22 protein-coding genes are annotated in these 24,532 nt (G+C 53.0%); 9 read left to right on the top strand and 13 right to left on the bottom strand.

Features of this window, described 5'->3' with window-relative positions; all coding sequences use genetic code 11:
• The first annotated feature begins 75 nt into the window (after nt 1-75).
• The 4 genes from PK629_01130 to PK629_01115 are packed head-to-tail and all read left to right on the top strand — an operon-like array spanning nt 76 to nt 4,256.
• Nucleotides 76-1,716, top strand: a complete 1,641-nt coding sequence (locus PK629_01130; protein ID HOP10074.1) for a DUF4091 domain-containing protein — start codon at nt 76-78, stop codon at nt 1,714-1,716.
• Between the two features lie 41 nt (nt 1,717-1,757).
• Nucleotides 1,758-2,543, top strand: a complete 786-nt coding sequence (locus PK629_01125) for a peptidylprolyl isomerase (protein HOP10073.1) — start codon at nt 1,758-1,760, stop codon at nt 2,541-2,543.
• 34 nt (nt 2,544-2,577) lie between these two features.
• Nucleotides 2,578-3,945, top strand: a complete 1,368-nt coding sequence (locus tag PK629_01120) for a hypothetical protein (protein HOP10072.1) — start codon at nt 2,578-2,580, stop codon at nt 3,943-3,945.
• Nucleotides 3,946-3,959: 14 nt separating this feature from the next.
• The gene (locus tag PK629_01115; GenBank protein HOP10071.1) at nt 3,960-4,256 is read left to right on the top strand and encodes a DUF1292 domain-containing protein; all 297 of its coding nucleotides are present in this window, start codon (nt 3,960-3,962) and stop codon (nt 4,254-4,256) included.
• A gap of 167 nt (nt 4,257-4,423) precedes the next feature.
• On the opposite strand, the gene PK629_01110 is transcribed toward PK629_01115, so the two are convergent.
• Complete coding sequence (locus tag PK629_01110; protein HOP10070.1) at nt 4,424-4,594, bottom strand: hypothetical protein; 171 nt, start codon at nt 4,592-4,594, stop codon at nt 4,424-4,426.
• Nucleotides 4,595-4,817: 223 nt separating this feature from the next.
• On the opposite strand from PK629_01110, the gene PK629_01105 reads away from it, so the two are divergent.
• From PK629_01105 to PK629_01085, 5 genes are all read left to right on the top strand, one after another.
• Nucleotides 4,818-5,516: a tRNA threonylcarbamoyladenosine dehydratase gene (locus PK629_01105; GenBank protein HOP10069.1), complete on the top strand. Its 699-nt coding sequence runs from the start codon at nt 4,818-4,820 to the stop codon at nt 5,514-5,516.
• Nucleotides 5,517-5,948: 432 nt separating this feature from the next.
• Complete coding sequence (locus PK629_01100; protein ID HOP10068.1) at nt 5,949-8,054, top strand: hypothetical protein; 2,106 nt, start codon at nt 5,949-5,951, stop codon at nt 8,052-8,054.
• Nucleotides 8,055-8,066: 12 nt separating this feature from the next.
• Nucleotides 8,067-8,381 carry a hypothetical protein gene (locus PK629_01095; GenBank protein ID HOP10067.1) on the top strand — a complete coding sequence of 105 codons (315 nt, stop codon included), beginning with the start codon at nt 8,067-8,069 and terminating at the stop codon, nt 8,379-8,381.
• A 186-nt stretch (nt 8,382-8,567) separates the two neighbouring features.
• The gene (locus PK629_01090; GenBank protein HOP10066.1) at nt 8,568-8,990 is read left to right on the top strand and encodes a GNAT family N-acetyltransferase; all 423 of its coding nucleotides are present in this window, start codon (nt 8,568-8,570) and stop codon (nt 8,988-8,990) included.
• Nucleotides 8,991-9,015: 25 nt separating this feature from the next.
• Nucleotides 9,016-10,197 carry a homocysteine S-methyltransferase family protein gene (locus PK629_01085; GenBank protein ID HOP10065.1) on the top strand — a complete coding sequence of 394 codons (1,182 nt, stop codon included), beginning with the start codon at nt 9,016-9,018 and terminating at the stop codon, nt 10,195-10,197.
• A gap of 67 nt (nt 10,198-10,264) precedes the next feature.
• Here PK629_01085 and PK629_01080 read toward each other — a convergent pair whose 3' ends face one another.
• From PK629_01080 to trpE, 12 genes are all read right to left on the bottom strand, one after another.
• Entirely contained in the window at nt 10,265-11,671 is a 1,407-nt protein-coding gene (locus PK629_01080; GenBank protein ID HOP10064.1) for a Sapep family Mn(2+)-dependent dipeptidase, read from the bottom strand.
• 61 nt (nt 11,672-11,732) lie between these two features.
• Entirely contained in the window at nt 11,733-13,205 is a 1,473-nt protein-coding gene (locus tag PK629_01075; GenBank protein ID HOP10063.1) for an AbgT family transporter, read from the bottom strand.
• Nucleotides 13,174-14,436, bottom strand: a complete 1,263-nt coding sequence (locus tag PK629_01070) for a lysophospholipid acyltransferase family protein (GenBank protein HOP10062.1) — start codon at nt 14,434-14,436, stop codon at nt 13,174-13,176. The genes PK629_01075 and PK629_01070 overlap by 32 nt, the downstream gene beginning before the upstream one ends.
• A gap of 114 nt (nt 14,437-14,550) precedes the next feature.
• Nucleotides 14,551-16,740, bottom strand: coding sequence for a glycoside hydrolase family 31 protein (locus PK629_01065; GenBank protein ID HOP10061.1), 2,190 nt, complete (start codon nt 16,738-16,740; stop codon nt 14,551-14,553).
• A gap of 139 nt (nt 16,741-16,879) precedes the next feature.
• Entirely contained in the window at nt 16,880-17,650 is a 771-nt protein-coding gene (gene trpA / locus PK629_01060) for a tryptophan synthase subunit alpha (GenBank protein ID HOP10060.1), read from the bottom strand.
• A complete protein-coding gene (trpB, locus tag PK629_01055; GenBank protein HOP10059.1) occupies nt 17,647-18,837 on the bottom strand; it encodes a tryptophan synthase subunit beta in 1,191 nt (396 codons plus the stop codon). The genes trpA and trpB overlap by 4 nt, the downstream gene beginning before the upstream one ends.
• 128 nt (nt 18,838-18,965) lie before the next feature.
• Nucleotides 18,966-20,000 (bottom strand): 3-deoxy-7-phosphoheptulonate synthase, encoded by a 1,035-nt coding sequence (aroF, locus tag PK629_01050; protein HOP10058.1) that lies wholly within the window; start codon nt 19,998-20,000, stop codon nt 18,966-18,968.
• A 1-nt stretch (nt 20,001) separates the two neighbouring features.
• Nucleotides 20,002-20,604, bottom strand: a complete 603-nt coding sequence (locus PK629_01045) for a phosphoribosylanthranilate isomerase (GenBank protein HOP10057.1) — start codon at nt 20,602-20,604, stop codon at nt 20,002-20,004.
• Complete coding sequence (gene trpC, locus PK629_01040) at nt 20,601-21,392, bottom strand: indole-3-glycerol phosphate synthase TrpC (protein HOP10056.1); 792 nt, start codon at nt 21,390-21,392, stop codon at nt 20,601-20,603. The genes PK629_01045 and trpC overlap by 4 nt, the downstream gene beginning before the upstream one ends.
• Nucleotides 21,389-22,405 carry an anthranilate phosphoribosyltransferase gene (trpD, locus tag PK629_01035; GenBank protein ID HOP10055.1) on the bottom strand — a complete coding sequence of 339 codons (1,017 nt, stop codon included), beginning with the start codon at nt 22,403-22,405 and terminating at the stop codon, nt 21,389-21,391. Before trpD ends, trpC begins: the two co-directional genes overlap by 4 nt.
• Nucleotides 22,398-22,976, bottom strand: coding sequence for an aminodeoxychorismate/anthranilate synthase component II (locus PK629_01030; protein HOP10054.1), 579 nt, complete (start codon nt 22,974-22,976; stop codon nt 22,398-22,400). The genes trpD and PK629_01030 overlap by 8 nt, the downstream gene beginning before the upstream one ends.
• Nucleotides 22,973-24,436 (bottom strand): anthranilate synthase component I, encoded by a 1,464-nt coding sequence (gene trpE, locus PK629_01025; protein ID HOP10053.1) that lies wholly within the window; start codon nt 24,434-24,436, stop codon nt 22,973-22,975. Before trpE ends, PK629_01030 begins: the two co-directional genes overlap by 4 nt.
• Between the last annotated feature and the right edge of the window lie 96 nt (nt 24,437-24,532).

The raw sequence follows: 24,532 nt of genomic DNA, 5'->3' as shown, positions 1-24,532 counted from the left end.
CGATTTGATTATAAATTTGTAACTGACACCCGGAACGGTCAAGACCGTTCCCTACAAATGAGAAAGGTCATCACCATGCCGATCTTATTGAAAACCTGCTCATCGCTTGAAAAAATCCTGCCCAACGCCGAACCCAAAGGCGGCTTTGAGCGATTTTCGGCTTGTTACGGAGAAAAATTCTCCTTCCAAATCGCCTATACGCTACAAAACTATACCGAGATGCGCGGCTATTATAACGTCGGTGTCGCAGGAGATCTCGCGGAAGCGGTGACGCTGTATCAGGTGGCGCTCGTTCCCGTCAAACTTCCCTGCTATCCCAATGTCGACGACGGCGACTATATCACCCGTTCACCGGGACTTTTACCCGACGCATTGATCCCGTTTGAAAAAGGCGGTGAACTCGCAGCGGTCAATCAGGAGTGGCGCTCGCTGCTGGTCAGCGTTGACCTAACAAAATTTCGCCCCGAACCCGGTACGCACAAGCTGATGTTTGCATTCGGCGACAGCGAACACGGCGAACTGACCGTCATTCAGTTCGATCTTGATGTAATTTCTTTTGAATTGCCCAAGCAAAAACTGATCAACACCCAGTGGTTCCATTCCGACTGCATCGCACAGTATTATGATGTTCCCGTCTTTTCCGAAAAGCATTGGAAGCTGATTGAAAAATACATGAAAACCGCCGCCGATCACGGGCAGAATATGATTCTGACGCCGGTTTTCACGCCTCCCCTCGATACCCGTATCGGCACCGAGCGCCCGACCGTTCAACTGGTCGGAGTCAAACTGTCTGACGGTAAATACGAATTTGATTTCACGCTGCTCACCCGCTGGATTGAGACCGCCAAGCGTGCCGGCATGGAGTATATCGAAATCTCCCATCTGTTCACCCAGTGGGGCGCCAAAAGCGCGCCGAAAATTATCGCACAAACCGACGGGAAACCGCGCCGCATCTTCGGTTGGGAAACCGATGCGCACGGTCCCGAATACAAATCGTTTTTGCATCAGTTTTTAGCAGCTTTGACCGCCTATTTAAAGGACTCCGGCAACTGGGAAAACTGCGTTTTCCACGTCTCCGACGAACCCAACGAGACCTCGATTAAAAATTTTAAAGACGGTGCGGCACTGATCAGGGAATATGTTCCGGCCGAAAAAATCATTGACGCGCTCAGCAATTTGGATTATTATAAAGAGGGATTGCTGAAAAGACCGGTGGCCGCGACCAATCACGCCCAGGCATTCATCTCGGCGCAAGTCCCCGATCTGTGGGTATACTACTGCTGCGGTCAGGGCGAAAAAGTCAGCAACCGATTCCTTGCGATGCCCGGACGGCGCACCCGAGTGATCGCAAGCCAGTTGTTCAAATACGACATCGCGGGATTTTTGCAGTGGGGGTATAACTTCTGGAACACCCACCTGTCAATTCATCCGCTCGACCCGTGGCGCGATACCGACGGCGACAGCATCTTCCCGGCGGGCGACGCGTTCTCGGTCTATCCCGGAAAAGACGGCCCGGTTCTGTCCCTGCACTACCTGCATTTTTACGAAGCCCTGTGCGACCTGCGTGCACTCGAAGCCACTGCAGCCAAAGTCGGAAAAGAAACGGTAATGAAACTAATTGATCCCGACGGCACACTGACTTTCGAGCAGTACCCTCGCACCGACGAATTTATTTTGACCATGCGCGAGCAGCTCAACCGCATTCTCGGCGCTTAGATTATAAAAAACGCAAAACCCAGAAAGGATGACCAATCAGCATGGCAAAAAAACTCTTTGCACTCTCTCTGATTCTCTTTATTTTTTTAATGGGATGTGACAAAACCGTGACAATCAGCGGAAACACCAGCACGCCTTCCGGCTCGGATAAGGACTACGCCACCGAGACCGTGACGCTTCCGGCCGAAGCGAACGGCAAAATCCTCGACTACGGCTTCGCTCTCTACGGCGAGCCCGAACTCGGCGAAGAAATCGCCGTTATGCACACCTCTATGGGCGATCTCTGCATCCGCTTTTTCCCGGACGCCGCGCCGCTCGCAGTGACCAACTTTAAAGAGCTTGCGACCAGCGGCTATTATGACGGCATCATCTTCCACCGCGTCATCGAAGACTTCATGATTCAGGGCGGCGATCCCTCCGGAACGGGTTATTACGGCGACAGCTTTTGGGGTCAGGACTTTAATGATGAATTCAACGCCGATGCCCGCAATTTCTGCGGCGCACTCTCGATGGCCAACATCGGTTATGCAAACACCAACAGCAGCCAGTTCTTTATCGTCCAGCTTGATACGGTCTCTGATGACACGATTTCCCAGATGGAACAGATTCCGTCCCGTTTTTCCAGTCAGGTCATTGACGTCTATCGTCAGTACGGCGGAACACCGGCGCTCGATTATAAACATACCGTCTTCGGTTTTGTCTTCTACGGCATGGAGACCGTCGACAAAATTGCAGTCGTCAAAACCGACAGCAACGACAAGCCGCTCGAAGATGTCGTAATCAACAGCATCGACATCGTCTACTACGGCGGTATCGAACAGCAATAAAAACGCCTGTCTGCACGAAAGGTTGGTGTAAAGCATGGAAATCTTATTAAACCAATATCAATATCGTCCCAAAGAACCCGATTTTGTCATTGACTTCAACAAGATCATCGGGCCGATCAAGCCGGTCAACGGCACCTGCAACGCACCGACGGAACGCACGGCCAAATATTTTAAAAAAGTTCGGCCCTCATATACCCGCCTGCATGACAGTTTCATCCACCATCTGGCCTGCGTTGACGTCCCCGCCATCTTCCCGAATTTTGACGCCGACGAAAACGATCCGAAAAACTATTTCTTTGCCCCGACCGATTACTATATCAAATCAATCAAGGACACGGGCATGGACATCGTCTACCGGCTCGGGAACAGCATGGAGGGCGGCCCGTTCCGTTTTCACAATCAACCGCCGAAAGATTTTGAAAAATGGGCGCGTATTTGCTGCCGGATTATCGAACACTATAACCACGGCTGGGCCGACGGTTTCACCTATGACATCCGGTATTGGGAGATCTGGAACGAACCCGACGCCGATCTCGGAAGATCCGCCATGGCGATGGCCGGCCAGTGGAGCGGCACACCCGAACAGTTTTACGAATTCTACTGCGTCGCATCATCCGTCCTTAAAAATCGTTATCCCGAACTAAAGTTCGGCGGATACGCCTCCTGTGCGGTCGACGAACCGTCCCGAAGAATCTTTTTCGAAGGGTTTTTAACGGCGCTTCAAAAGGCGCCCCATGCATTTGATTTTTTCTCGTTCCATGCCTACGGCGACAGTTTCAAAAAGCTGCGCGACCGCGTACACTATATCACGCAAAGCCTCGAAAACAACGGTTTTTCCGACATCGAACTGCTGTGTACCGAATATAATTATTTCTGGGAATTCGAGGACATCTGGCCGAAACTCGGTGATCCGAATGGTGAATATTTCCGCGCAGCCCTTTTTGAAGAGATGCGCAGCGCCCGGGCGGCAAGTTATATCCTCGGCGCAATGATCACTTTTCAAAACCTGCCAGTGCAGATCGCCAACTTCTATCGAACCGACGGCGGCGGTGGCTGGGATACCTGTTTTGATCCGCACGGCGTTCCCCAAAAACCGTATTATGCCCTGATGGCTTTTCATGAAGTCTCCGGTATGAATCAAATCGAATGCACCGGCGGTGCCGACGGAGTTCTGGTGCTGGCGGCAAAATCCAACGCCGAAAAAGTCATCTTAATCGCCAACTACGAAGGCGTCGCGCGCGAATACAAATTCGAAACTGCGGGACTGCCGGAAAAATACGAAGCACGTTTTTTCGTCACCGACAACAATAACGATCATGCGCAAACCGGTGTACTCGGTCCGCTTCCCGAAGTTCTCTATCTGCGTCCGGGCTCTATCACCGTTATCAAAATCACCGAATAAATGGAGGCATCACCATGAGCGAAGATTACGGCAACGATTTCGTCACCCTCACCGATGAGGAGGGCGACGAATACGAATTCGAAATCGTCAGAGAACTTGACGTCGACGGCGAACACTATGCGGCGCTGCTGCCCGTCTGCACCGACGAAAACTGTGACCACGAAGACGAGGACGTCTACATTGTCCGAGTCATCGAAGAAGACGGCGAAGAGATTTTCGAGATCATCGAAGATGATGCGGAATTCGAACGGGTCTCTACCGCTTTCGAAGCCGCCTTTGCGGAAGACGACGAATCCGAAGACGAAGAATAAATTTTACATCAGGAATATCGTATAAGAGATATTCTTGTCGCGCGAGTTCTAACCAAGTCCTAAATAGCGCACAAACTCTAATCGACATCAAGAATATCGCGCAAGAGACATTTTTGCCAAGTGAATTATCCATGTTCCAAACGAATTCTCCGAGTTCTCATCCAACCCTAAGCAACACTCAAAAATATTTCATCAGAAATATTTTTGCCAAACGAACCATCCATGCAGCATAAAGAATGCATCGTCAGAGGCATTCTTTCCAAACGAATTCCTTCGGGATTCATCAAACCATCAAGAATGTCGCGTAAGAGACATTCTTGCCAAACGAACTCGTTCACGAGTTCGTTATCTCCCTGCCATGTATGCGAATTGCGGTTTTTATAACCCTACAACTTCATGTAATCGGACGCCTCCTCGACCGGCGGGAATGCAGGCCTCCCGCATTTGCGGACGTTGGAAGCACAAAACCGGCCGGTGACGTCCCTCCTGTTTAAGAAATTAGGCAGGTTATCAAAAATCCGCATCTACGACATGGCGGGGAGCCGTATTTTTCGAGGTAAAATGGATCTTTCACGCACACAGGCGCTGATCGGCGCCGAAAACGCGGACAAGCTCGCAAAAAGCAAAATTGCGGTTGTGGGCTTGGGCGGCGTCGGAGGGTATGCAGCCGAAGCCCTGCTGCGCAGCGGGGTCGGCACTTTGATTTTAGCAGACGGCGACACGGTTGATCCCTCAAATCTAAACCGCCAGATTTTAGCTACGGAACAGACGGTCGGGATGCCGAAAACCGAAGCAGCAAAACGCCGTTTGCTCTCGATCAACCCGGACGCAAAGCTGATTCTGATTCAGGAATTTTTTATGCCGGAAAATCTCGGGCTCCTCTTTGACGAAGGGCCCGATTTTGTTATAGACGCCATTGATACCGTGACCACCAAACTAGCACTGGTCAAAGAGACCGCCGAACGCAAAACCGGTTTCATCTCGTCCATGGGCGCGGGCAACCGGCTCGATCCGACGGCTTTCCGCATCGGAATGATCGCCGAAACGGCGGGCTGCGGCGACGGGTTGGCGCGCGTCATGCGGCACGAGGCCAGAAAACGCGGTCTCGATTTCAAGGTGGTCTATTCGCTCGAAATCCCACAGGAAATCGTTTTACCCGGTGCAAAAGGCAAGCACCCGCCCGCCTCCGCCGGATGGGTCGTCGGCGCCGCCGGCCTTGCCCTCGCAGGGGCTGCGATCAATTACATAATCAACCGATAATCAATAAAGTCGAAAAGTTTCTCTCTGTAGAAGGATACCGTCTTTGCGAGGAGAAGCACAGCGTAATCGCTGCGCCGACGAAGCAATCCAGAAATAAAGTGTTCTGATTATCTCTTTGTCTGGATTGCCGCGGGGCAACGCCCCTCGCAATGACGACTGAACACCCTGTTTCCCCGCCGCATGGCACATTCCTTTTTAACTCTTCACTTAATTCCCCTCTGCATGGGTCGTTATGCCGCCCATAGGGCGGCTTTGACGCCTTGGGGTGCCCGCAGGGCGGGGTGGTCGAATCTATATTTCCGCTGCGTCAGTCCCTGAACCCGTGTAGGGAATGGTCTTGACCATTCCGAAAAAATTATATCGCTTATTCGGTTAAGCCAGCTTAAATAACGGAACGGTCAAGACCGTTCCCTACAACATTACGAGGTACTTATGAAAACCCAAATCGACTTTTCTCATGCCTTCGGGTTCCCTCACCGCCTGACCGTCTGCCTGCCGTCTGACGGGTTCAAACTACTGGCCGATGTCAGCGCCGATCAAATTGCGCTCTCTTGGTCGGACGGCGACCTGTCACAGGTGCCGTTCGGCGCATTCGCCTGGCCGCGCATCGATTGGATCATCAATGTCTCGGCCACCGAAAACGGCGAGCCGATGAAAACCTCGTCCTACCGCCGTTATCAAAACCGCTATCCCGCATTGGAATGCACCTTGGCGGGCAAATCCGCTCAGATACATACCTTCACCGCCCCCTGCCGCGATGCCATGGCTATGCGCATTACCGCAGAAAACACCGGCAAAGACCCGGTCGAACTCGATATCAACGCCCTTTCCAAACATTTTTGCTTTAACCTGCTTTGGATGGAAGATGACGCGCGTTATAATGCGCTTCTGCCCCATATGAACGAACGCGCCGACCGCGTGATGGCTTTCTGCCTCGGCGGCGACGACATCAAGCCCAAAAAGGTCCGGCAGGCGCGCATGGGACTGACCCTGAAACCCGGCGAGAAACGGGATTTATATCTCGTCATCCCGCGCAGAATCACTTTCGACGCGCTCGAAGAATGGACAAACCGCGATTGGGACGCCGAGATCGAATGGGGCCTTTCCAAGTGGGCCGCGATCTTTGAAAAAATCAGCAAAATCGAACTGCCTGACAAAATGGTCGAGGACGCTTTTTACGCCTGCTTCGCCGACATATTTGTCATGCGCGAGCGCGCCATCGAGGGCTATACCGCCGGTGTCGCCGGTTCGGAGATGTACCGTGCCACCAATACCGTCGAGCCGACTATCGCCTCGCAGCTGTTGGCTTCGTTCGGCTTTTCGGATATCTCCAGTGATATGGTCGATATCTTGATGCTGTTTCAGGAGCCGAACGGACGCTGGGACGATGTGCGCGTTTGGGGTCACCACATTCTGTGGACACAGATGTACCGCATGCGTTTTTATATCCGTTATTACGAACTCACGGGCGATAAGAGTTCCCTCAAAATCCCGATGGAGCGCATGGCAGCCCACTGCCGGTATATCAAAAACGCCCGGAACAAAACCAAAATCACCGATGAAAACGGCGAAAAAGTGCTCTATTACGGCATGCTGCCGCGCAGCATGGGCGACGGCGGCCTGATGGACGGCGACGATTATTTCGGCCATTTCTTCATGGCGAGCGTCGCGCACTGCCAAACCCTCAAAGACGTCATCTATGCCGCAAAAGTGCTGAATCAACCCGAAATCATCTCCGAGTTCCAACCCGAACTCGACGACCTGTGGGCCTGCACTTATGAAGCCATGCAGCGCGGCTCCATCGAGGAAGACGGTTACCGCTGGATTCCGGCCGTTCCGGGCAAGACCTCGGGCAGCCGGTTCGGCGCGGTGTTGCCGTTCATGGAAGGCGTCGACCTGATGAGCCCGTTCGACCCGCTGGCTGAAGGCACCATGCGCCATCTGACCCGCACCCGCAGCGAGGGCGGCGTCCCGGTCGATCTCGGCTGGATGAAAGGCGGTCTCTGGGTCGCAATGGCACTTGACCAAATCGCCAGAGGACATATCGCGCGCGGCGAGATCGACGAAGCCGCCGCTTACTTACCGATCACCCTCAACCACGGCACGCCGCTGTTCACCTGGTGCGAGGAGCGCATGCCCGAACCCGGCGCAACCAAGATCACCGGCGACATCCAGCACACTTTTACTCCGAACGCCTTTATGCAGTATATCCGCGATGGCCTTGTCACCGAAAAAGACGGTATCTTGCACATCGCCCGTATGCTGCCGCGTGAATGGATGGCCGACAACGAACATATTAAAATCGAAAATATCCGCACCGACTTCGGCGATGTCAGTTATACCCTCGAGCGTATGGGATCGGTTATGACCTTTGACTTCACCCTCAAACCCGGCCATACACCGCTCAAAACAATTTTCTTGCATGTTCGCACCCCGGATAAAGTGACTCCGAAACTCTCCGGCGCAAGACCCGAGGGCGACGGCTTGTTAATCCCGCTCACAGGCAACACATTGCACACTGAAATCTCATTGAAATAAGGAGTTTTAAAAATGGCAAAATCGCATGTAAAGGCCGGTATCTGCGGCTTCGAAACCGACATCACCGCAACCACCAACGACGACGATCTGATCGAGCTTGAGGTAAAAAGCAACTGCCCGATGGTGATGGCGGGTGCAAAGGAACTCGGGCCGATGGACCCGCTCACGGAATTGTTCAAAAAGCCCTGCGAGACCGAGATTTATAAGGTCGTGTCCCCGCATCTCAAACACACCGCCTGCCCGGTCTGCACCGCCATGCTCAAGACCATGGAAGTCGAAGCCGGTCTTGCCCTGCCCAAAGATGTCGAGATCAAAATCGAGCGGTAGCATCAAATTTATCATTCTGAGCCGCCCGCTGTGAAACAGGGGCGAAGCGAAGAATCTCAGGCTTATCATTCTTATTGATATTTCGTACGCACCGACTAAAAACCGGTGCGTTTTTATTTGCTTTTATATCCGCGCTGTGCTAAAATGGTACGCACACCAAACGGCAGGGACTTGCGGAGGCATTTTATGACGATCACCGATATCAAAAACCGTTTAAATGACCCCTCGGTCCGTTCCGTTCTTGCCTTAAGCCAATACCAACCGACGCCTGAAAAAGTTGCTGCGCGCGCCACCGCCTATCAGACCGACCCCGATGTCGCTGCTTTCGCCTGTATCGAAAACGAAAACTCCCTCGGCGTCATCGTTTTGAAAAACCGCGGTACGCAATCTTTCGAAATCCTCAGCATCGCCGTCGATCCGGATCGCCGTAATCAACAAATCGGTTCAAAACTAATCGCCTATGCGGCTGATCATCTTCATTGCATTCAAATCACCGCCGAAACAGACGACGACGCGGTGGGTTTTTACCGCAGTTACGGTTTTGAAATTACTTCTCTCGGCGAAAAATACCCCGGCTGCATCCGGTATCTCTGCACATTGAATCTATAAATTCCGATTCGGAAAGGGTGATACGATGGCCATTATCAATAAAACACCGTTTTTTCTCGACGGCAGCATGGGCGCAAACCTGTTCAAAGCGGGCATGCCGCGCGGCGCCTGCCCCGAGCAGTGGATGGAACAGCACCCGCAGGTCGTGCTCGACATCATGAAAAGCTATATCGACGCCGGTTCCGACGCCATTTACGCCCCGACGTTTGAGACGACCGCACCCAAACTGGCCAAATTCGGACTGGAAGGACGCGCACGCGAATATAACCGGATGTTTGTCAAGATGGCAAAATCGGTCGCGAAAGATAAGCTCGTCCTCGGCGACATCTCGGCCAGCGGCGAATTTGTGCTGCCCGTCGGCGAGGTGTCGATGGAAGAACTCTATGAGATTTTTCTTCTTCAGACCTCAGCTTTTGCAGCGGAAAAAGCGGACGGCGTCGCCATCGAGACCCAACTCTGCGCCTCGGATTTTCGCGCGGCGGCACTTGCAGCAAAAACCGCCGGTCTGCCGTTTTTAATCTCGATCACAGTCGAAAAAAGCGGCCGGACTTTATCCGGCTGCACCCTGCCCTGCGCCATGATTATCGCCGAATCGCTCGGCGCGTTTGCCGCAGGCCTCAACTGCAGCGGCGGCCCGGAAAATATGCCGCCCGTCATTGCGTCCGCACGCGATATCTCAACCCTGCCGATGATCGCCAAACCCAACGCAGGCCTGCCCGACCCGAACGGACTTCACCGCATGGGTCCGGAAGAATTCGCAGCGTTTGTCAAACCGCTGGTCGAAGCCGGTGCGACGGTACTCGGCGGCTGCTGCGGCACCAATGCCGACCATATCCGCGCCATGATTGCAGCGACCGAAGGGCTTGCGTTCCATACGCCGAAAAAGAACGGCGAATACATTTGCAGCGAGAGCCGCTATACCAAAATCGGCCCCGATTCGGTCTTTTCCGACCCGATCAAAGCCGACGAGGATTTAGCGGATAACATTTTGGATATTGAAGACGATATTATACCGGTTGTAGAGATTCCAAACACCGACGCGCTCGAAAATTTCATCGATGCCGCGCCGCAGATTTCGACGCCGCTGTGCTTCAAATTTCACGACCCGGCCATTGCCGACCGCGCTTTGCTGTATTATCAGGGCCGCGCAGCCCTGTGCGACGACCGCTGGAATCTCGCCGTCAAATACGGTAGTTATGTTTTATAAAGTTTTTCATTCTGAACTTGCGAATTTTCATCTATAAAAAGCTCCCTTTCGGGAGCTTTTTAAGTCTCTATTCGCACAATTCTGCAATGGCCTGCGCAAACATCTTGGCACCCAACACCAGTTCATCAATGATCGCATATTCGTTGGGCCCGTGAATATGATAATCGGCGCCGGGCATTTCACACCCAAACGCCACACCGCCTTCGATATCGTGTACATAGGTTCCGCCGCCGATCGCAAGGCATTTGCCTTTTGATCCGGTGTGCTGCTCATAAATTTTCAACAGTACTTTCACCAAAGGACTTTCCGCCGGCGTATAGTGTGCGGCTTTCATCTGCAAAGAGTCGACCGTAAATCCATGTGCGGTCAGCTTTTCGGCCACCGGTTTAGAAACAGTTTCTTGGTTTGCGCAAATCGGCACGCGACTGTCAAAACGAGCGGTAAATCCGGTTTCGCCAAGATCGAGCACCCCGAAATTCAAAGTCAATGCACCGGAGATATCGTCTTTTTGTTCAATCCCGAGTGCTTTCCCCGAAGTATCCCCGTGCGGAAACAACTCATTGAATGCTTTGATTGCCCGGGTACTGCCGCAGTCGGCAAGCGATAAAGAAGCCAGCATTTTAATCAGTGCGGTTTGTGCGTTGTTGCCCCGCTCAGGCATCGATGCATGCGCGCCCTCTCCGGTCACGGTAACCTTAAAAACTTCAGGCGATTCCGGTACAATGTCGAACATTGCACCCGTCTCTTTTCCGGCTTTTTCACACGCATCAACCAAATCGTCGAGCGAAATTGCGATTTGCGCCCATGCCGTCTTGGGCACGATGTTGTTGGTCTTGCCGCCGACCAGTTTCAAAACACGCGGTACGGCATTGCACACTTCCCACTCGGCATAAAATTTCGGCCCGTAGGAGCCTTTTTCGATGTTGATAACCGGATACTCGGCGTCGGGTGAAAACGACATCGGCGCTTTTTCATGCGCCGCATAAAAGTGGCGGATATCCTCGCTGCCCGTCTCCTCGGAACTCCCGAGTACCAGACGGCAGTTACCCGTAAGATCGGGGCAGAATTTTTTGACCGCCGCAGCTGCATAGATTGCCGCAACCGCAGGCCCTTTATCATCGGACGAACCACGCCCGTAAATTTTCCCGTCTTTCACGACCGCATGAAACGGGTCGGTATCCCATCCGTCCCCGGCCTCGACGATATCGAGATGCGCCAAAATATCCAGCCGTACCGGCTTGTCATTGACGACTGCAGACAGCGCAAAGTTTTGGTCATTCACCGGCTCAAGGCCGAATCTGCGGCAAATTTCTTCGGTTTTTTTCAGCGCCGCCGCCGGCGCTTCCCCAAACGGTTTATCCGGTGCCGCTTCTCCCCGGACACTGTTAATCGCAATTAAATTGCAGATATCGGCGACCATGTTTTCCCGGTTTTCATCTAAAAATGCATTGATTTTTTGAAATATTTGATCCATATACGAACCCTTTCATATTTTATCGGTTTCTATTCTACCTCACTTTGAGTCGAATATCAAATCACGCCGGCCCGTACCCGATCCGCACCGCAAGCAGCAATAATCCCACACAGGCCGCAACCGTGACCAATGTCAGTTTCCAGCCCCATTTGATCCATTTCCAATACGGCAGATTCACAAGCCCCAGCACAATCAGCAGCGCAGCGTTGGTCGGGAAAAACAGATTCGTAAAACCGTCGGCAAAGCAGTAGCTCTGCACCAGCGATTGCCGGGTCAACCCCAACAGCGACGCAAACGGAACCACCAACGGAATGACGATAAAAGCTTTTGCAGAGGCACTGCTGATGAAAAATTCGAGCACCAGCACAAACCCGAACACAATCAGAATCGCCTGATATTTCCCCACACCGCTCATCAATTCATACGCACCGTGCAAAATGGTATCCATGACTCCGCCCGCCAACACGATCTGCTTGGCACTCATAGCCATTACGATTAAAAGCGCACCCGGCGCCATGGCCAGCATCCCTTTCCCGAAATCACGCAAAAGCCCCTTTTCGGCATACTTCGAGACCTTCCCGGCCAATAATCCCCCCGCAGTCAGCACGACCGCCATCACCGGCATGGTGTAATCGGTCAGTGTGCCGTTTCCGTTATAAAGCAAAATCAGCGAGACCGTGATGTATAAAAAGATCAGCCCGAACGCCCCGACAAACACGAATGTCGCTTTTTTCAGCGCGACACTATCAAGTGTTCCGTCCTGCGGATCATAATGATATTTTTCCCGCATGGCTTTGTCGGATTCCCAACAAATAGACTTTTGCGGATTCTTTTCAATCTTCTTTGCATACAGCAACAAAAAGGTGATGAGAATGCCGTAAAAGACTAAAAATGCACCGACCCGAAACAGCAGCCCCGAAAATATCGGAAGCCCGGCCAGCTTTTGCGCCACTAAAATACTGAACGGGTTAAAGGTGCCGACCGAAAAGCCGAACCCGACCGCCAGAATGCTCATCCCAAGCCCGACCAACGAATCCCACCCCAAGGCCAACGCCAATGCTACCACAATGGGCACCAGCGGGGCGAACTCCTCAAAAATTCCCATCGTAGAGCCGACAATCATGCATAGCAGCGTCATCACCGCCAGTAACGCATATTTGTGCCTGCTCATTTTCACGGTAACCGAAGTCAGCATATACCGCATCACACCGCTTTTATCGAGCACCAAAAACGTGCCTCCGATAAAAACCAGAAACAAAATGATCATGATCGCCATCGCGCCGTCGCTGCCGATCAGCACCTCGAACGGCGCGGTGAACCACCGCCAGACCGGCAGTTTACCGCTCTCGTTGATCGCGTATGACTCCGGCACAATCTCCTCGTATCCGTTCACAATCACCCGGTCATAACTGCCCTGCGGCAGCACAAGGGTCAAAACACCGGCACAGACCATCACCGCCAGCAACACGCACACCGTACTGATAAAGGTGCGTTTTCCGATTCTAATCCCGTTTTGCCGCTCCGATTGTTGCATCCGCATCCCTCTTTTTCAAAATATGATACACGTAGAGCTGTTCCCCGAAAACCGACCATTTAACACATTCCAGAAGGTTGTCCGGTTCAAAATAATAAAACTGTCCCCGGTGATAAATTTCAAAATCGCATTCAGCCCCGTAAAGCAATGCTTTCAGCATATTCAAGGGAACCTCAAGCAGAAACGCCTCACCGTCCCGGCTTCCCTGATAAACCAGACCGTTTTTATCGAGCGTCACAACGCCCTCCCCGACCACCGAAAACGGTTCTCGCCCAAATCGCGGCTGCCGCAAAACGACATGACCGCTCATTTTTACCTCCGGGTCGCGGCAGATGCGTGAAAACTCAAATTCGCGCTGCAGCTCGTACCAGTCTCCGATCGAAGCCGGGATCACGCTTTCTGCGGATTCGGCGGCAAGATCATAAAAAGCGTTCAAGGTTGCGGCATTTCCGCATTTCTCGCAAAAAATCCGCCCGCCCGCCGTCTTCATCGCAAATTCCGCGCCGCACTTCGGACACAGATATAAAATTCTGTGCAGCCCTTCGGCGATGGCGGGATGTCGAAATTGCGTGCGGCGAATACGTTGTGTCGCACTTTCATCATAAAACAATGCTTTTTCGAGCCGTTCCAACGCGGTCTGTTCGTCGATATTCTCCAACTCGCCCGCCGTAAACAAGGGTTCGGCCTTGACATACACCGTCCCCTTGCGCATCTGATGCGACCACTTGGGTCGGATAAAATAACTGCCTTCGACGTGGACATTGATAACGGGCACCCCGAGGTTTTTCATCAGTTTATAGATCGACGAGTGAAAGGATTCGATTCTCCCGTCGGGAGACAGTCTGCCCTCCGGGAAAATACCGATACAGCCGCCTTTCTTGATCACGGTCATGGCTGCGCGTACAGTCTGCGGATCGGGCGAAAACAGATCTTTGGGAATCGCGCCCAACCCATCCAGGAGCATCGCAAGTCCCCGATAGCAGTAATAATACCGGGTCATGATGATATTAACCCGATGCGGGCGCAAAGCCCGTGCCATCAAAATCCAGTCAAAGAAACTCGGATGATTGCAAACTGCAATAAAGGGCGGTTTCATCCCTTTGATCGCCGTATTGTCACAGACGATCTTTGCCTTGCGGGCATAAAACGCCGTTGCGCCCGCCGAGAGCACCGCATACAGCGGCCTGTTCGGCAGATGCGTCTTCAGGGTCTTGCTCCTGTCTTTTCCCAATACGCTCTTCCCTTATACAAATTTCTTCAAGATCGATATGATTGATTTTGTAAGCCAACTGTAAAACAGCGGGTACGGCGGTCTCTCTGCCGAGAAAAGCCGTGCAATGCTGATTTACAGTTTTATCGTGATCTCATCGCCGTCACGTGCAGCAAATTTAATAAACCCGCTTTCACAGCTGAAACTTTGCGGCCTGCCGCCGATCAAGACTTCTTTGGCGCAGTCGCAGCGCACCGTGAGGTTGTACATCCGAATGCACATCCCCTCAAAAGACCCGGTACGCGGCCCGAGTTTCAATTTAATCGTCTTTGCCCCGGCCTCGACCGAAAACACCGTCTTGGCTCTGGTTTCGGACAGCGACAGCCCGTCGTCCTCCCAAAGGGTATATTCGCTGGTTTTGCACGGATAGATTTTCAAATTCAACACCGGTTCATCTTTGCAGGAGGTGAACTGCCGTTCCGGCTGTGTCGGAATAATCGCACCGCCCCTGATAAACAGCGGACCGCCACGGTTTTCGGGCGTCGTGCCCTCGACCCATTGCCCGCCTTGATATTCCTTGCCGCTCCAAAAATCGATCCAGACCTCATTTCTCGGCAGCCAAACTTTATCCGTAAAAGCCCCGACCAACAGTTCTTTTCCGAACATGAACTGAGCGACGGTATTTTCAACTTCGGTGTCGGAAAATTCCAGCGGCATCGCCCGTACGACCGGCAGCCCAGTCATATTGGATTCGATTGCCGCCGAGTAGATATAGGGCAGCAGCGCATACCGGTTCCGATCATAGAACGCAAAGCATTCCTCGTTGTCGTCACCCGCCCACCAGGGCTGACGGAAGCCCGACCAGCTGTTCAATTGGCACCAGGCGGTGAAAAAGCAGTAGTGCAGCGTCTGCGGCGAAAAGATGTCCATGTCACAGGTGATGTTCGAAAGGCCCGAGAGCCCGCAGTTCAATACCCAGACCATGGTTTTATGCCCGCCGCCGCTGTCTCCGGTCGTCGCCGCACCATATTGTGCCGTGCCGGTGAACCCGCCGCAGAAGTGATGCATGGGCCGCTGCTTGGTGTGCTCGCTGATACCGTAATACATCTGTTTTTGATACAGCGTCTGCATCAAATTGTGCATCTCGGGCTCGCCGCGTCCGTTGGCATAAACGCGCTGTTCATTCGCCCCGTCCACGATCCTACAGGGGTCCATCTTAAAGGCCGCTGCTCCGTCGTTGACGAATTGACGCAGATGCAGATACCACGGCTCGATGCCGAAATCGGTCGGATTGCCCGCTCGGGTTTCCTCATCGGCGGTGAAGTCGTGCTGACAGCATAACCACAGCGCCAATTTGAACCCGTACCGTTTGAGCGCCGCCGTGAACATCTGCTTGCCGGGTTCGTCGTGCCGCATCCAATCGCAGATATAAAACTTATCCACATCCCACTTTTTCTTGGTTGAAAAATCGTATTCGGTCTCCATCCAACCCGGTTCCAAACTGATCATGTCGCAAGGCAGCTTTTTCTTTCTGAAGTCCGCCGCATTGCGCATCACTTCAAATTGGTCGGCCTTGTACTGATCGATAAACGTCAATCCGTAGGCCCATTTCGGCAGCAGCGCCGAACGCCCCGTCAGCCGCGTGAACAGCCGCAGGTTTTCTTTGAGCGAATCGCCGCCGAAAATATAAAAATCGATCTCCCCGTCAGGCAAAAACCAGCCGATTTCATTCTCGTTCCGATTGCAGATGTCAATGCCGTGCCAGATCGTCGCCGCGCATAAAACACCGATATTTTCACTCATCACAAACGGGATGGGAATCTCGCTGGTGGCATAGACCACCCGCTGCAAATAGGTTCTGCCGTTTAAAATCAAATCTTCGTGGTTGCCGGTACCGAGTCCGTAAAACCGCTCGCCGTGCAATGTCTTCATCGTCAGGCTCTTCGGATCCTTTTCAAAATCAACCGTGTTGATCGTGCGTTTGGCGTCGTCTCCCAAAATACGCTGGCTGTCCGGCCGGAAACGGTTCAGTTGTTCATTATACCACTTGCTGTCGGCAGCAATATCCTTTGAAAAATTGATTTCATAACGAATGCCGCCGCCTTTGGAGATGATGATTTTTTGCCCGTCAAACGAAACGCCGAGTTGTCCGGCCTTTACGCCGCTTTGGGTTTTTTCGCCGATTTCATCCGATTCTTTAAAAATTCCGTATCGCTCGAAAAGAGTCTGCTCGAATTTCTTCGATACCCGCACCCGGACGATATTTTCAGCAAAAACGCTCAGCCGCAATGTTTTACCGCTCAGCGCAAAATCGTTGTAAATCAAAAATGTTCACCCCGCTGTTAGAATTATACCAATCGTAACACACTCAAATTCGAAAATCAACGTTTTCAGACAAAATTCGACCGTCTCCGGGCAGATAAATCCATCCCGGAAACGGTCTTTTCCAACATACGGAATTCCTTTATCGAATCGCGTCTTTCATGCGCTTGACATATTCACCTACAGCCGGCGCGGACTCCCGCCCGTATTGCGCAATCAGCTTTACAATCGCACTGCCCACGATCACGCCGTCGGCGATCTGTGCCATCTTTTTTGCTTGTTCCGGCGTGGAGATACCAAATCCCACCGCGCAGGAAACAGCGGTGTTTTCCCGCACGAGTTTGACCATTTCGCCGATATCGCTTTTGATCTCACTACGCACACCGGTCACGCCCAACGACGAGACGATGTACACAAAACCGGATGCTTCTTTGGCAATCATCGCGACCCGTTCATGCGAAGTCGGCGCAATCAGCGAAATCAAATCAACCCCGTGTTTTTTACATGGGACGTCGAATTCGGCTTTCTCCTCAAAAGGCAGATCGGGCAGAATCAACCCGTCGATCCCGATCTCGGCGCAGGTTTTCAAAAACCGATCGGTTCCGTACGAAAACACCACGTTGGCATAGGTCATAAACGCCAGCGGGATGTCGGTTTTTTGCCGAATCCGACGTACCATCTCAAAAATTTTATCGGTCGTCACGCCGCCCGAAAGCGCGCGGTTATTGGCCTCTTGAATTACCGGACCCTCGGCGGTCGGGTCGGAAAACGGAATCCCGAGCTCAATCAGATTGGCCCCATTTTTCGCCATCTCGAGCACGATTTTTTCGGTGGTCTCCAGATCGGGGTCGCCGCATGTGATAAATGCGATAAACGCCTTGCCGTTTTCAAAGGCCTTTTTCATCTTGCTCATTCCGAAAGATCCTCCCCTCTGTATCTGGCGATCGCGGCACAGTCCTTGTCTCCGCGCCCCGACAGCGTAATCACAATGATCTTGTCTTTATCCATCTCCGGCGCCATCTTCATCGCATGTGCCACGGCGTGCGACGACTCGATAGCGGGAATGATGCCCTCCATCCGCGACAGATATTCAAACGCCTGCACGGCTTCTTCATCGGTCACAGGCACATATTCCGCCCTGCCGATGTCGTGTAGATATGCGTGCTCAGGCCCGATTCCGGGATAATCCAACCCCGCTGAAATCGAATACACCGGTGCGATCTGCCCGTATTCGTCCTGACAAAAATACGATTTCATTCCGTGAAAAATCCCGAGTTTACCGGTGCTGATGGTTGCGGCAGTCTCGAAGGTATCCACACCCCGCCCCGCGGCCTCACACCCGATCAGCCGAACGTCTTGATCATCAATAAAATGATAAAATGATCCTGCCGCGTTGCTGCCGCCGCCCACACATGCCATTACCACGTCGGGCAGCCGACCTTCTTTTTGCAGCATCTGTTCTTTGGTCTCTTTTGAAATCACCGCCTGAAAATCCCGCACAATCGTCGGGAACGGGTGAGGTCCCATCACCGACCCGAGGCAGTAGTGCGTGTCTTCGACCTGCGTGGTCCACTCACGCATAGCCGCCGAAACAGCGTCTTTCAATGTCCGGGTTCCGGTCATCACAGGGATTACCTCTGCACCCAACAAACGCATCCGGTAGACGTTCAATGCCTGCCGTTTGGTGTCTTCTTCGCCCATAAAAACAACGCATTCCATGTCCATCAGCGCCGCAGCGGTCGCAGTCGCAACCCCGTGCTGACCTGCGCCGGTCTCGGCAATCAACCGTTTTTTGCCCATCTTTTTGGCCAATAACGCCTGCCCGAGCACGTTGTTGATCTTGTGCGCCCCGGTGTGGTTTAAATCTTCTCGCTTGAGATAGATTTTCGCCCCCTTTAAATCCTCGGTCATGCGCTTGGCAAAATATAACCGACTCGGCCTGCCCGCATATTCATTGAATAACGCCGTCAGTTCCGCGTTAAACGCCGGATCGCTTTTATAATGTTCATACGCCTGTTCCAGCTCGATCAAGGCATTCATCAGCGTCTCGGGGACATACTGCCCGCCGTGAATCCCGAACCGCCCTTTCGGATTACTCATGTTTTTTACCGTCCTTTTTGTATCATGTAGGGAACGGTCTTGACCGTTCCGCTTTACCTCATATTAAATATAACTTCCATGCGGGGCGTCAGGAATGCCGCCCCTACGAATGAAATCTCCCCATTATATCAATTTCCATTTCCCATCCCCGACATCGTTTTTCCCTCGAACCCCACGCGGGATTTCAAGTCTTTCATCAATGTCCCGAACTGCTCCAAATCCAGCGATTGCGCGCCGTCGCACAGTGCCTTTGCCGGGTCGTTGTGGGTCTCGATCATCAGCCCATCCGCACCGACCGCAAGCGCGGCTTTGGAGAGCGGCGCGACCAGTGAACTGATGCCGGACGCGTGACTGGGATCGACGAACACCGGCAGATGGGTTTTTTGTTTCAAAATCACCACCGCAGTCAAGTCGAGTGTGCCGCGCGCGGCGGTCTCGAAAGTACGGATGCCGCGTTCGCACAAAATCACCCGCGAATTGCCCTCGGATAAAATATACTCAGCGCTCATCAGCAGCTCGTCAATCGTGTTGGCCAGCCCGCGCTTTAACAGCACCGGCTTATTCATCCTGCCGACAGCCTTGAGTAAATCGAAATTTTGCATGTTCCGTGCGCCGACCTGAACAATGTCCACTTCGTCAAATAACGGCACCTGCGTCTGGTTCATGATTTCCGTGATCACGGGCAGCCCGGAAGCCGCCTTAGCTTCAAGCAGCAATTTTAACCCGTTTTCGCCGAGACCCTGAAACGAATACGGCGAAGTGCGCGGCTTGAATGCGCCGCCGCGCAAAATCACCGCGCCGCTTTTTTTCACCGACTGCGCAATCGCAATCATCTGCTCCCGTGTTTCAATCGAGCACGGCCCGGAGATCACCGTAAAATTGTTACCGCCGATTTTCGCACCGCCGACCTCGATGATCGTGTCTTCGGGATGTACCGTGCGGCTTGCGGCCTTATACTGTTCGGTCACCCGCCGGGCATATTCGACGATGGCATTGGTCTGCACGACCGCGTCCATATCAACTGCGGCGGTGTTACCGATCAGGCAGACCGCGTTGTGATCGGTGCCGGGCGCCCAGATCGTCGAAAACCCCTTGTCCTCCCAGTCCCTGATAAACGCGTCAATTTTCTCTTTCGGAACGCCTTTTTTTAAAATAAATACCATCTTAAACACCTCTTACGGCTTCGATAAAACGCCGCATCTTTTCAAAATCTTTCACTTTTCCGGTCTCTACCCCGGAACTGGCGTCAACCGCGAACGGTTTTACGACCCGAATCGCTTCGGACACATTCTCCGGATTCAATCCGCCCGCCAGAAAAAACGGTCTTTTTACCTCCTGAATCAACGTCCAGTCAAACTGTACGCCCGAACCGCTCCCGCCGTCGAGTAAAATATCATCCGCCGTCGACAAAACCGCTCTTTCCTCATCGCGATTTTCCGTAATCCGAAACGCCTGAATAATTCGCTTGCCGGAAAGTTTACGCAGCTCGGTGATGTATTTCTCATCCTCGTGCCCGTGCAGCTGCGCCATCTCAATCACGCCGTCGGACAGCAGTTTCGCCACATGTTCGACCGGTTCATCGACAAATACCCCGACCGGTATCATCCCGGGCGCGAGTTTTTGCCGCAGTTTTTTTGCTTGTCCGGGCGTGACCTGCCGATGACTTTTCGCAAACACAAATCCGATATAATCCGGTTTCAGCGCATTGGCATATTCGATATCCTGTTCGCGGAACAACCCGCAGATTTTGATTTTTACTTCGTTCATAAAATGCCTCTCAGCGCATCCAACGCGGCCTTTTTGTCAGCTGCGCGCATCAGGGTCTCACCGACCAAAATACCGTTCACGCCCGCATTGCGCAGCTTTTCCACGTCTTCCGCCGTCGAGATGCCGCTTTCGGCCACAAACAAAACCTCTTTCGGCACCAACTGTCGAAGCCGCACACTGTTTTCGAGATCAACCGTAAAATCACGCAGATTGCGGTTGTTGACGCCGATAATTCTTGCGCCCGCCGACAATGCGGTTTTCACCTCATTCTCGTCATGCGCCTCTACCAACGCCGATAGCCCCAGTATATCGCAGATGCCGATGTATTTTTTAATCGTCTCCGCGTCGAGCAGCGAGCAAATCAGCAGCACCGCCGAAGCGCCGAGTGTTCTGGCTTCGTAAATCATATATTCGTCGACCGTGAAGTCCTTGCGCAGGCACGGGACCGAAACCACCCCCGCGATTTCCCGCAGATAGTCGTCCTGTCCCAAAAACCACTTGGGCTCCGTCAGCACCGAGATCGCCGCCGCACCCGCTTTTTCATAGTCCTTGGCGATTTTCAAATACGGAAATGTCGGTGCGATCAGCCCCTTTGACGGCGAGGCCTTTTTGACCTCACAGATAAAACCGATCTCCGCGCCCGACAGCGCTTTTTCGAACGGAAAATCCGCCGTCCCGTGCATCGAAATGGCGATATCCCGCATTTGCCGCGCCGAAACGCTCTTTTTCGCCTTCGCGACCCGCTTTTGGGTGTACGCGGCGATGGTTTTTAAAATATCCCCATTCATTTGTTCGATTCTTCCTTAAATTCCCCGAGCTTTTTGAAGGCTTTGCCCGAGTCGATCAATTCTTCTGCCAACTTGATACCCTCCGCAATTGAAGCGGCTTTCCCGGCGATATAAAGCCCCGCGCCCGCGTTCATCAGCACTGTGTCACGCTTGGGGCCTTTTTCGCCGTTTAAAATCGCCAGTGCGATCTGTGCGTTTTCCTGCGGCGTACCGCCCAAGAGGTCTTCTTTTTTACAACGGACAAACCCAAAATCCTCCGGTTTGATGATAAAGCTCTTGTAATACCCGTCCTTGATCTCGCAGACGACCGTCGGCGCGCAGGTGGCCATCTCGTCCAGCCGGTCGCGACAATGGACGACGAACCCGCGCTTGATACCGAGCTGCGCCATAACTTTTGCCAGCGGCTCGACCAACGCTTCGTCGTAAACGCCCAATAACTGCATCGTCGGAGACGCCGGATTGGTCAGCGGCCCGAGGATGTTAAAGACGGTTCGAATTCCGAGTTCGCGGCGAATCGGTCCTACGTATTTCATCGACATATGGTATTTCTGGGCGAACAGAAAGCAGATGCCTGTCATTTTCAGCAGTTCGGCACATTTTTCCGGCGACAGTTCGATTTTCACCCCCAGCGCCTCAAGGCAGTCCGCCGTGCCGCATTTGGACGAAGCCGCGCGGTTTCCGTGTTTCGCCACCCTGACCCCGCCTGCCGCCAGTACAATCGCCGCGACGGTTGAAATATTAAAGCTGTGCGCACCGTCGCCGCCCGTGCCGACGATGTCGAGCACTTCAAGACCGTGCACCACTTTGGTCGCGTGGTCGCGCATCGCCGCGGCGCAGCCCGAAATCTCGTCGATGGTCTCGGCCTTGGTGCTCTTGGTCGAAAGCGCGGCCAAAAACGCGGCGTTCTGGGTCTGGGAGGTCTCGCCGCTCATAATCTCGTTCATGACGGTATAGGCCTCTTCGTAAGTCAGATCTTCCTTATTGACGATCTTGACGATGGCTTCCTTAATCATTTTTGCTCCTCCTCATAAAGTTCTTCAATATCTCCATACCGTCCGGTGTCAAAATCGACTCCGGGTGAAACTGCAAGCCGTAAATATCGTATTGTTTGTGTTTCACGCCCATGATCTCTCCGTCCTCGGTGCGCGCGGTCACTTCCAAACAGCCGGGCATCGTGCTCTCGACCGCCGCCAGCGAGTGATAGCGCGCCACCGGAATGGCCTTCGGCAGACCGGTGAACAGCGGGCAAGCGGTGTCAATTTCGGTTTGGCTCTGTTTGCCGTGCATCAGCTCTTTGGCATAGGACACCGTCGCGCCGAACGCCTCGCAGATGGCCTGATGCCCCAGACACACCCCCAGAATCGGATATTTGCTCCCGAGCTTTCGTATCGTTTCAATACTGACACCCGCGTCGGCGGGTCTGCCCGGCCCCGGTGAAATGATGATGGCCTCGGGTTTTAACGCATCGATCTGTTCGGGCGTCATCGCGTCGTTTCGGATAACCTTGATGTCTGGATTCAGCGTGCCGACCAGTTGATAGAGGTTATACGAAAAGCTGTCGTAATTATCGATCAAAACAATCATAAATCTTCCTCCTCTGCTGTCTTCAACGCTTTAATGACCGCCGCCGCCTTGTTCAGGCACTCCTGATATTCGCTCTCCGGCACCGAGTCGGCCACAATACCCGCCCCGCTGCGCACGAACACCCTGCCGTTTTTCTTGTAGGCGATCCGAATCGCAATGCAGGTGTCCAAATTTCCGGTGAAGTCAATATACCCGATTGCCCCGCCGTAAATGCCCCGCTTGTTGTTTTCAAGTTCATCAATCAGCTGGCAGGCGCGGATTTTCGGCGCGCCCGAGAGCGTTCCCGCCGGCAGCACCGCGTCGATGGCGTCGAGCGCGTCTTTATCGTCCCGAATTTCGCCGCGCACCACCGAGCCGATGTGCATCACATGAGAATACCGTTCCACGCTTCGCAGTTTTTCGACCGCGACCGTCCCGAACTTGCTGATGCGCCCCAAATCGTTGCGCCCCAAATCGACCAACATATTGTGTTCGGCCAGTTCCTTGGGATCAGCTAATAATTCTTTTTCAAGCGCCTTATCCTCTTCCTCGGTCTTGCCGCGCGGGCGGGTTCCGGCCAGCGGGAAGGTGTGCAGCACGCCATCCTCGAGTTTGACCAGCGTCTCGGGTGAAGCTCCGGCGACCTCCATATCCGACGACGAAAAAAAGAACATATACGGCGACGGATTGATGGTGCGCAGCACCCTATAAGCGTTCAATAAACTGCCCTCGAATTCGGCCTCGAGCCGGTTGGACAGCACAATCTGAAAAATATCGCCCTCGTGAATATGGTATTTTGCCTTTTCGACCATCTCGCAGTATCGCTCTTTGTCAAACAACGCCTTGATTTCGCCGGTCAGCTTTCCGGGCTTGTCCTCGCAGGGTTTGCCGTTTTGAATCAGGTCTTTCAGGTTTTCAAGCACCATAATGGCTTTGTTATAATTCTCGGTCACGTCGGACAGCGCCATATTGACGATTAAAATGATCTTTTGACGGAAGTTATCAAACGCAATCACCTTGTCGAACAACATCAGGTCGACGTCCTTGAACCCCTCGATGTCCGATACACCCGGATTCAATGTCGGCTCGGCGTATTTCAGATAATCGTACGAAAAATAACCGACCAGCCCGCCGGTAAAGGACGGCAGATACGAAAATTTCGGACTCTTGTGTTCGCCCAAAACCTGTCGGATGTACTTTCCGGGATCGCCGGTCTCGAACGACAGCGGCCCGACTTTCATCTGCCGGTTGACGCAGGTGATCTCGAGTTTCGGGTCAAATCCCAAAAAGGTGTACCGACCCCATTTTTCGTTTCCCGCCACCGATTCCAGCAGATAACAGTGCCCGGAGACGTTTTTCAAAATTTTCAATACCTCAATCGGCGTTTTGATGTCCGACAGCATCTCGGTGCTGACCGGCACGACCCCGTATTGCCCACTCGCTGCGATTTTTTTGACTTCTTCCAAACTCGGTCTGATCATACTCTCGACTCCTTTAAACAACAAAAAATCCCTGACAGAAATTCTGTCAAGGACGAATACTCATTCGCGGTGCCACCTTGATTCACGGCAATTGCC

The sequence above is a fragment of the Oscillospiraceae bacterium genome (genome assembly GCA_035380125.1).
In the GTDB taxonomy this organism is placed as follows: domain Bacteria; phylum Bacillota; class Clostridia; order Oscillospirales; family JAKOTC01; genus DAOPZJ01.
The sequence above is the reverse complement of the archived record's forward strand: the minus strand, read 5'-3'. Positions and strand labels throughout refer to the sequence as shown.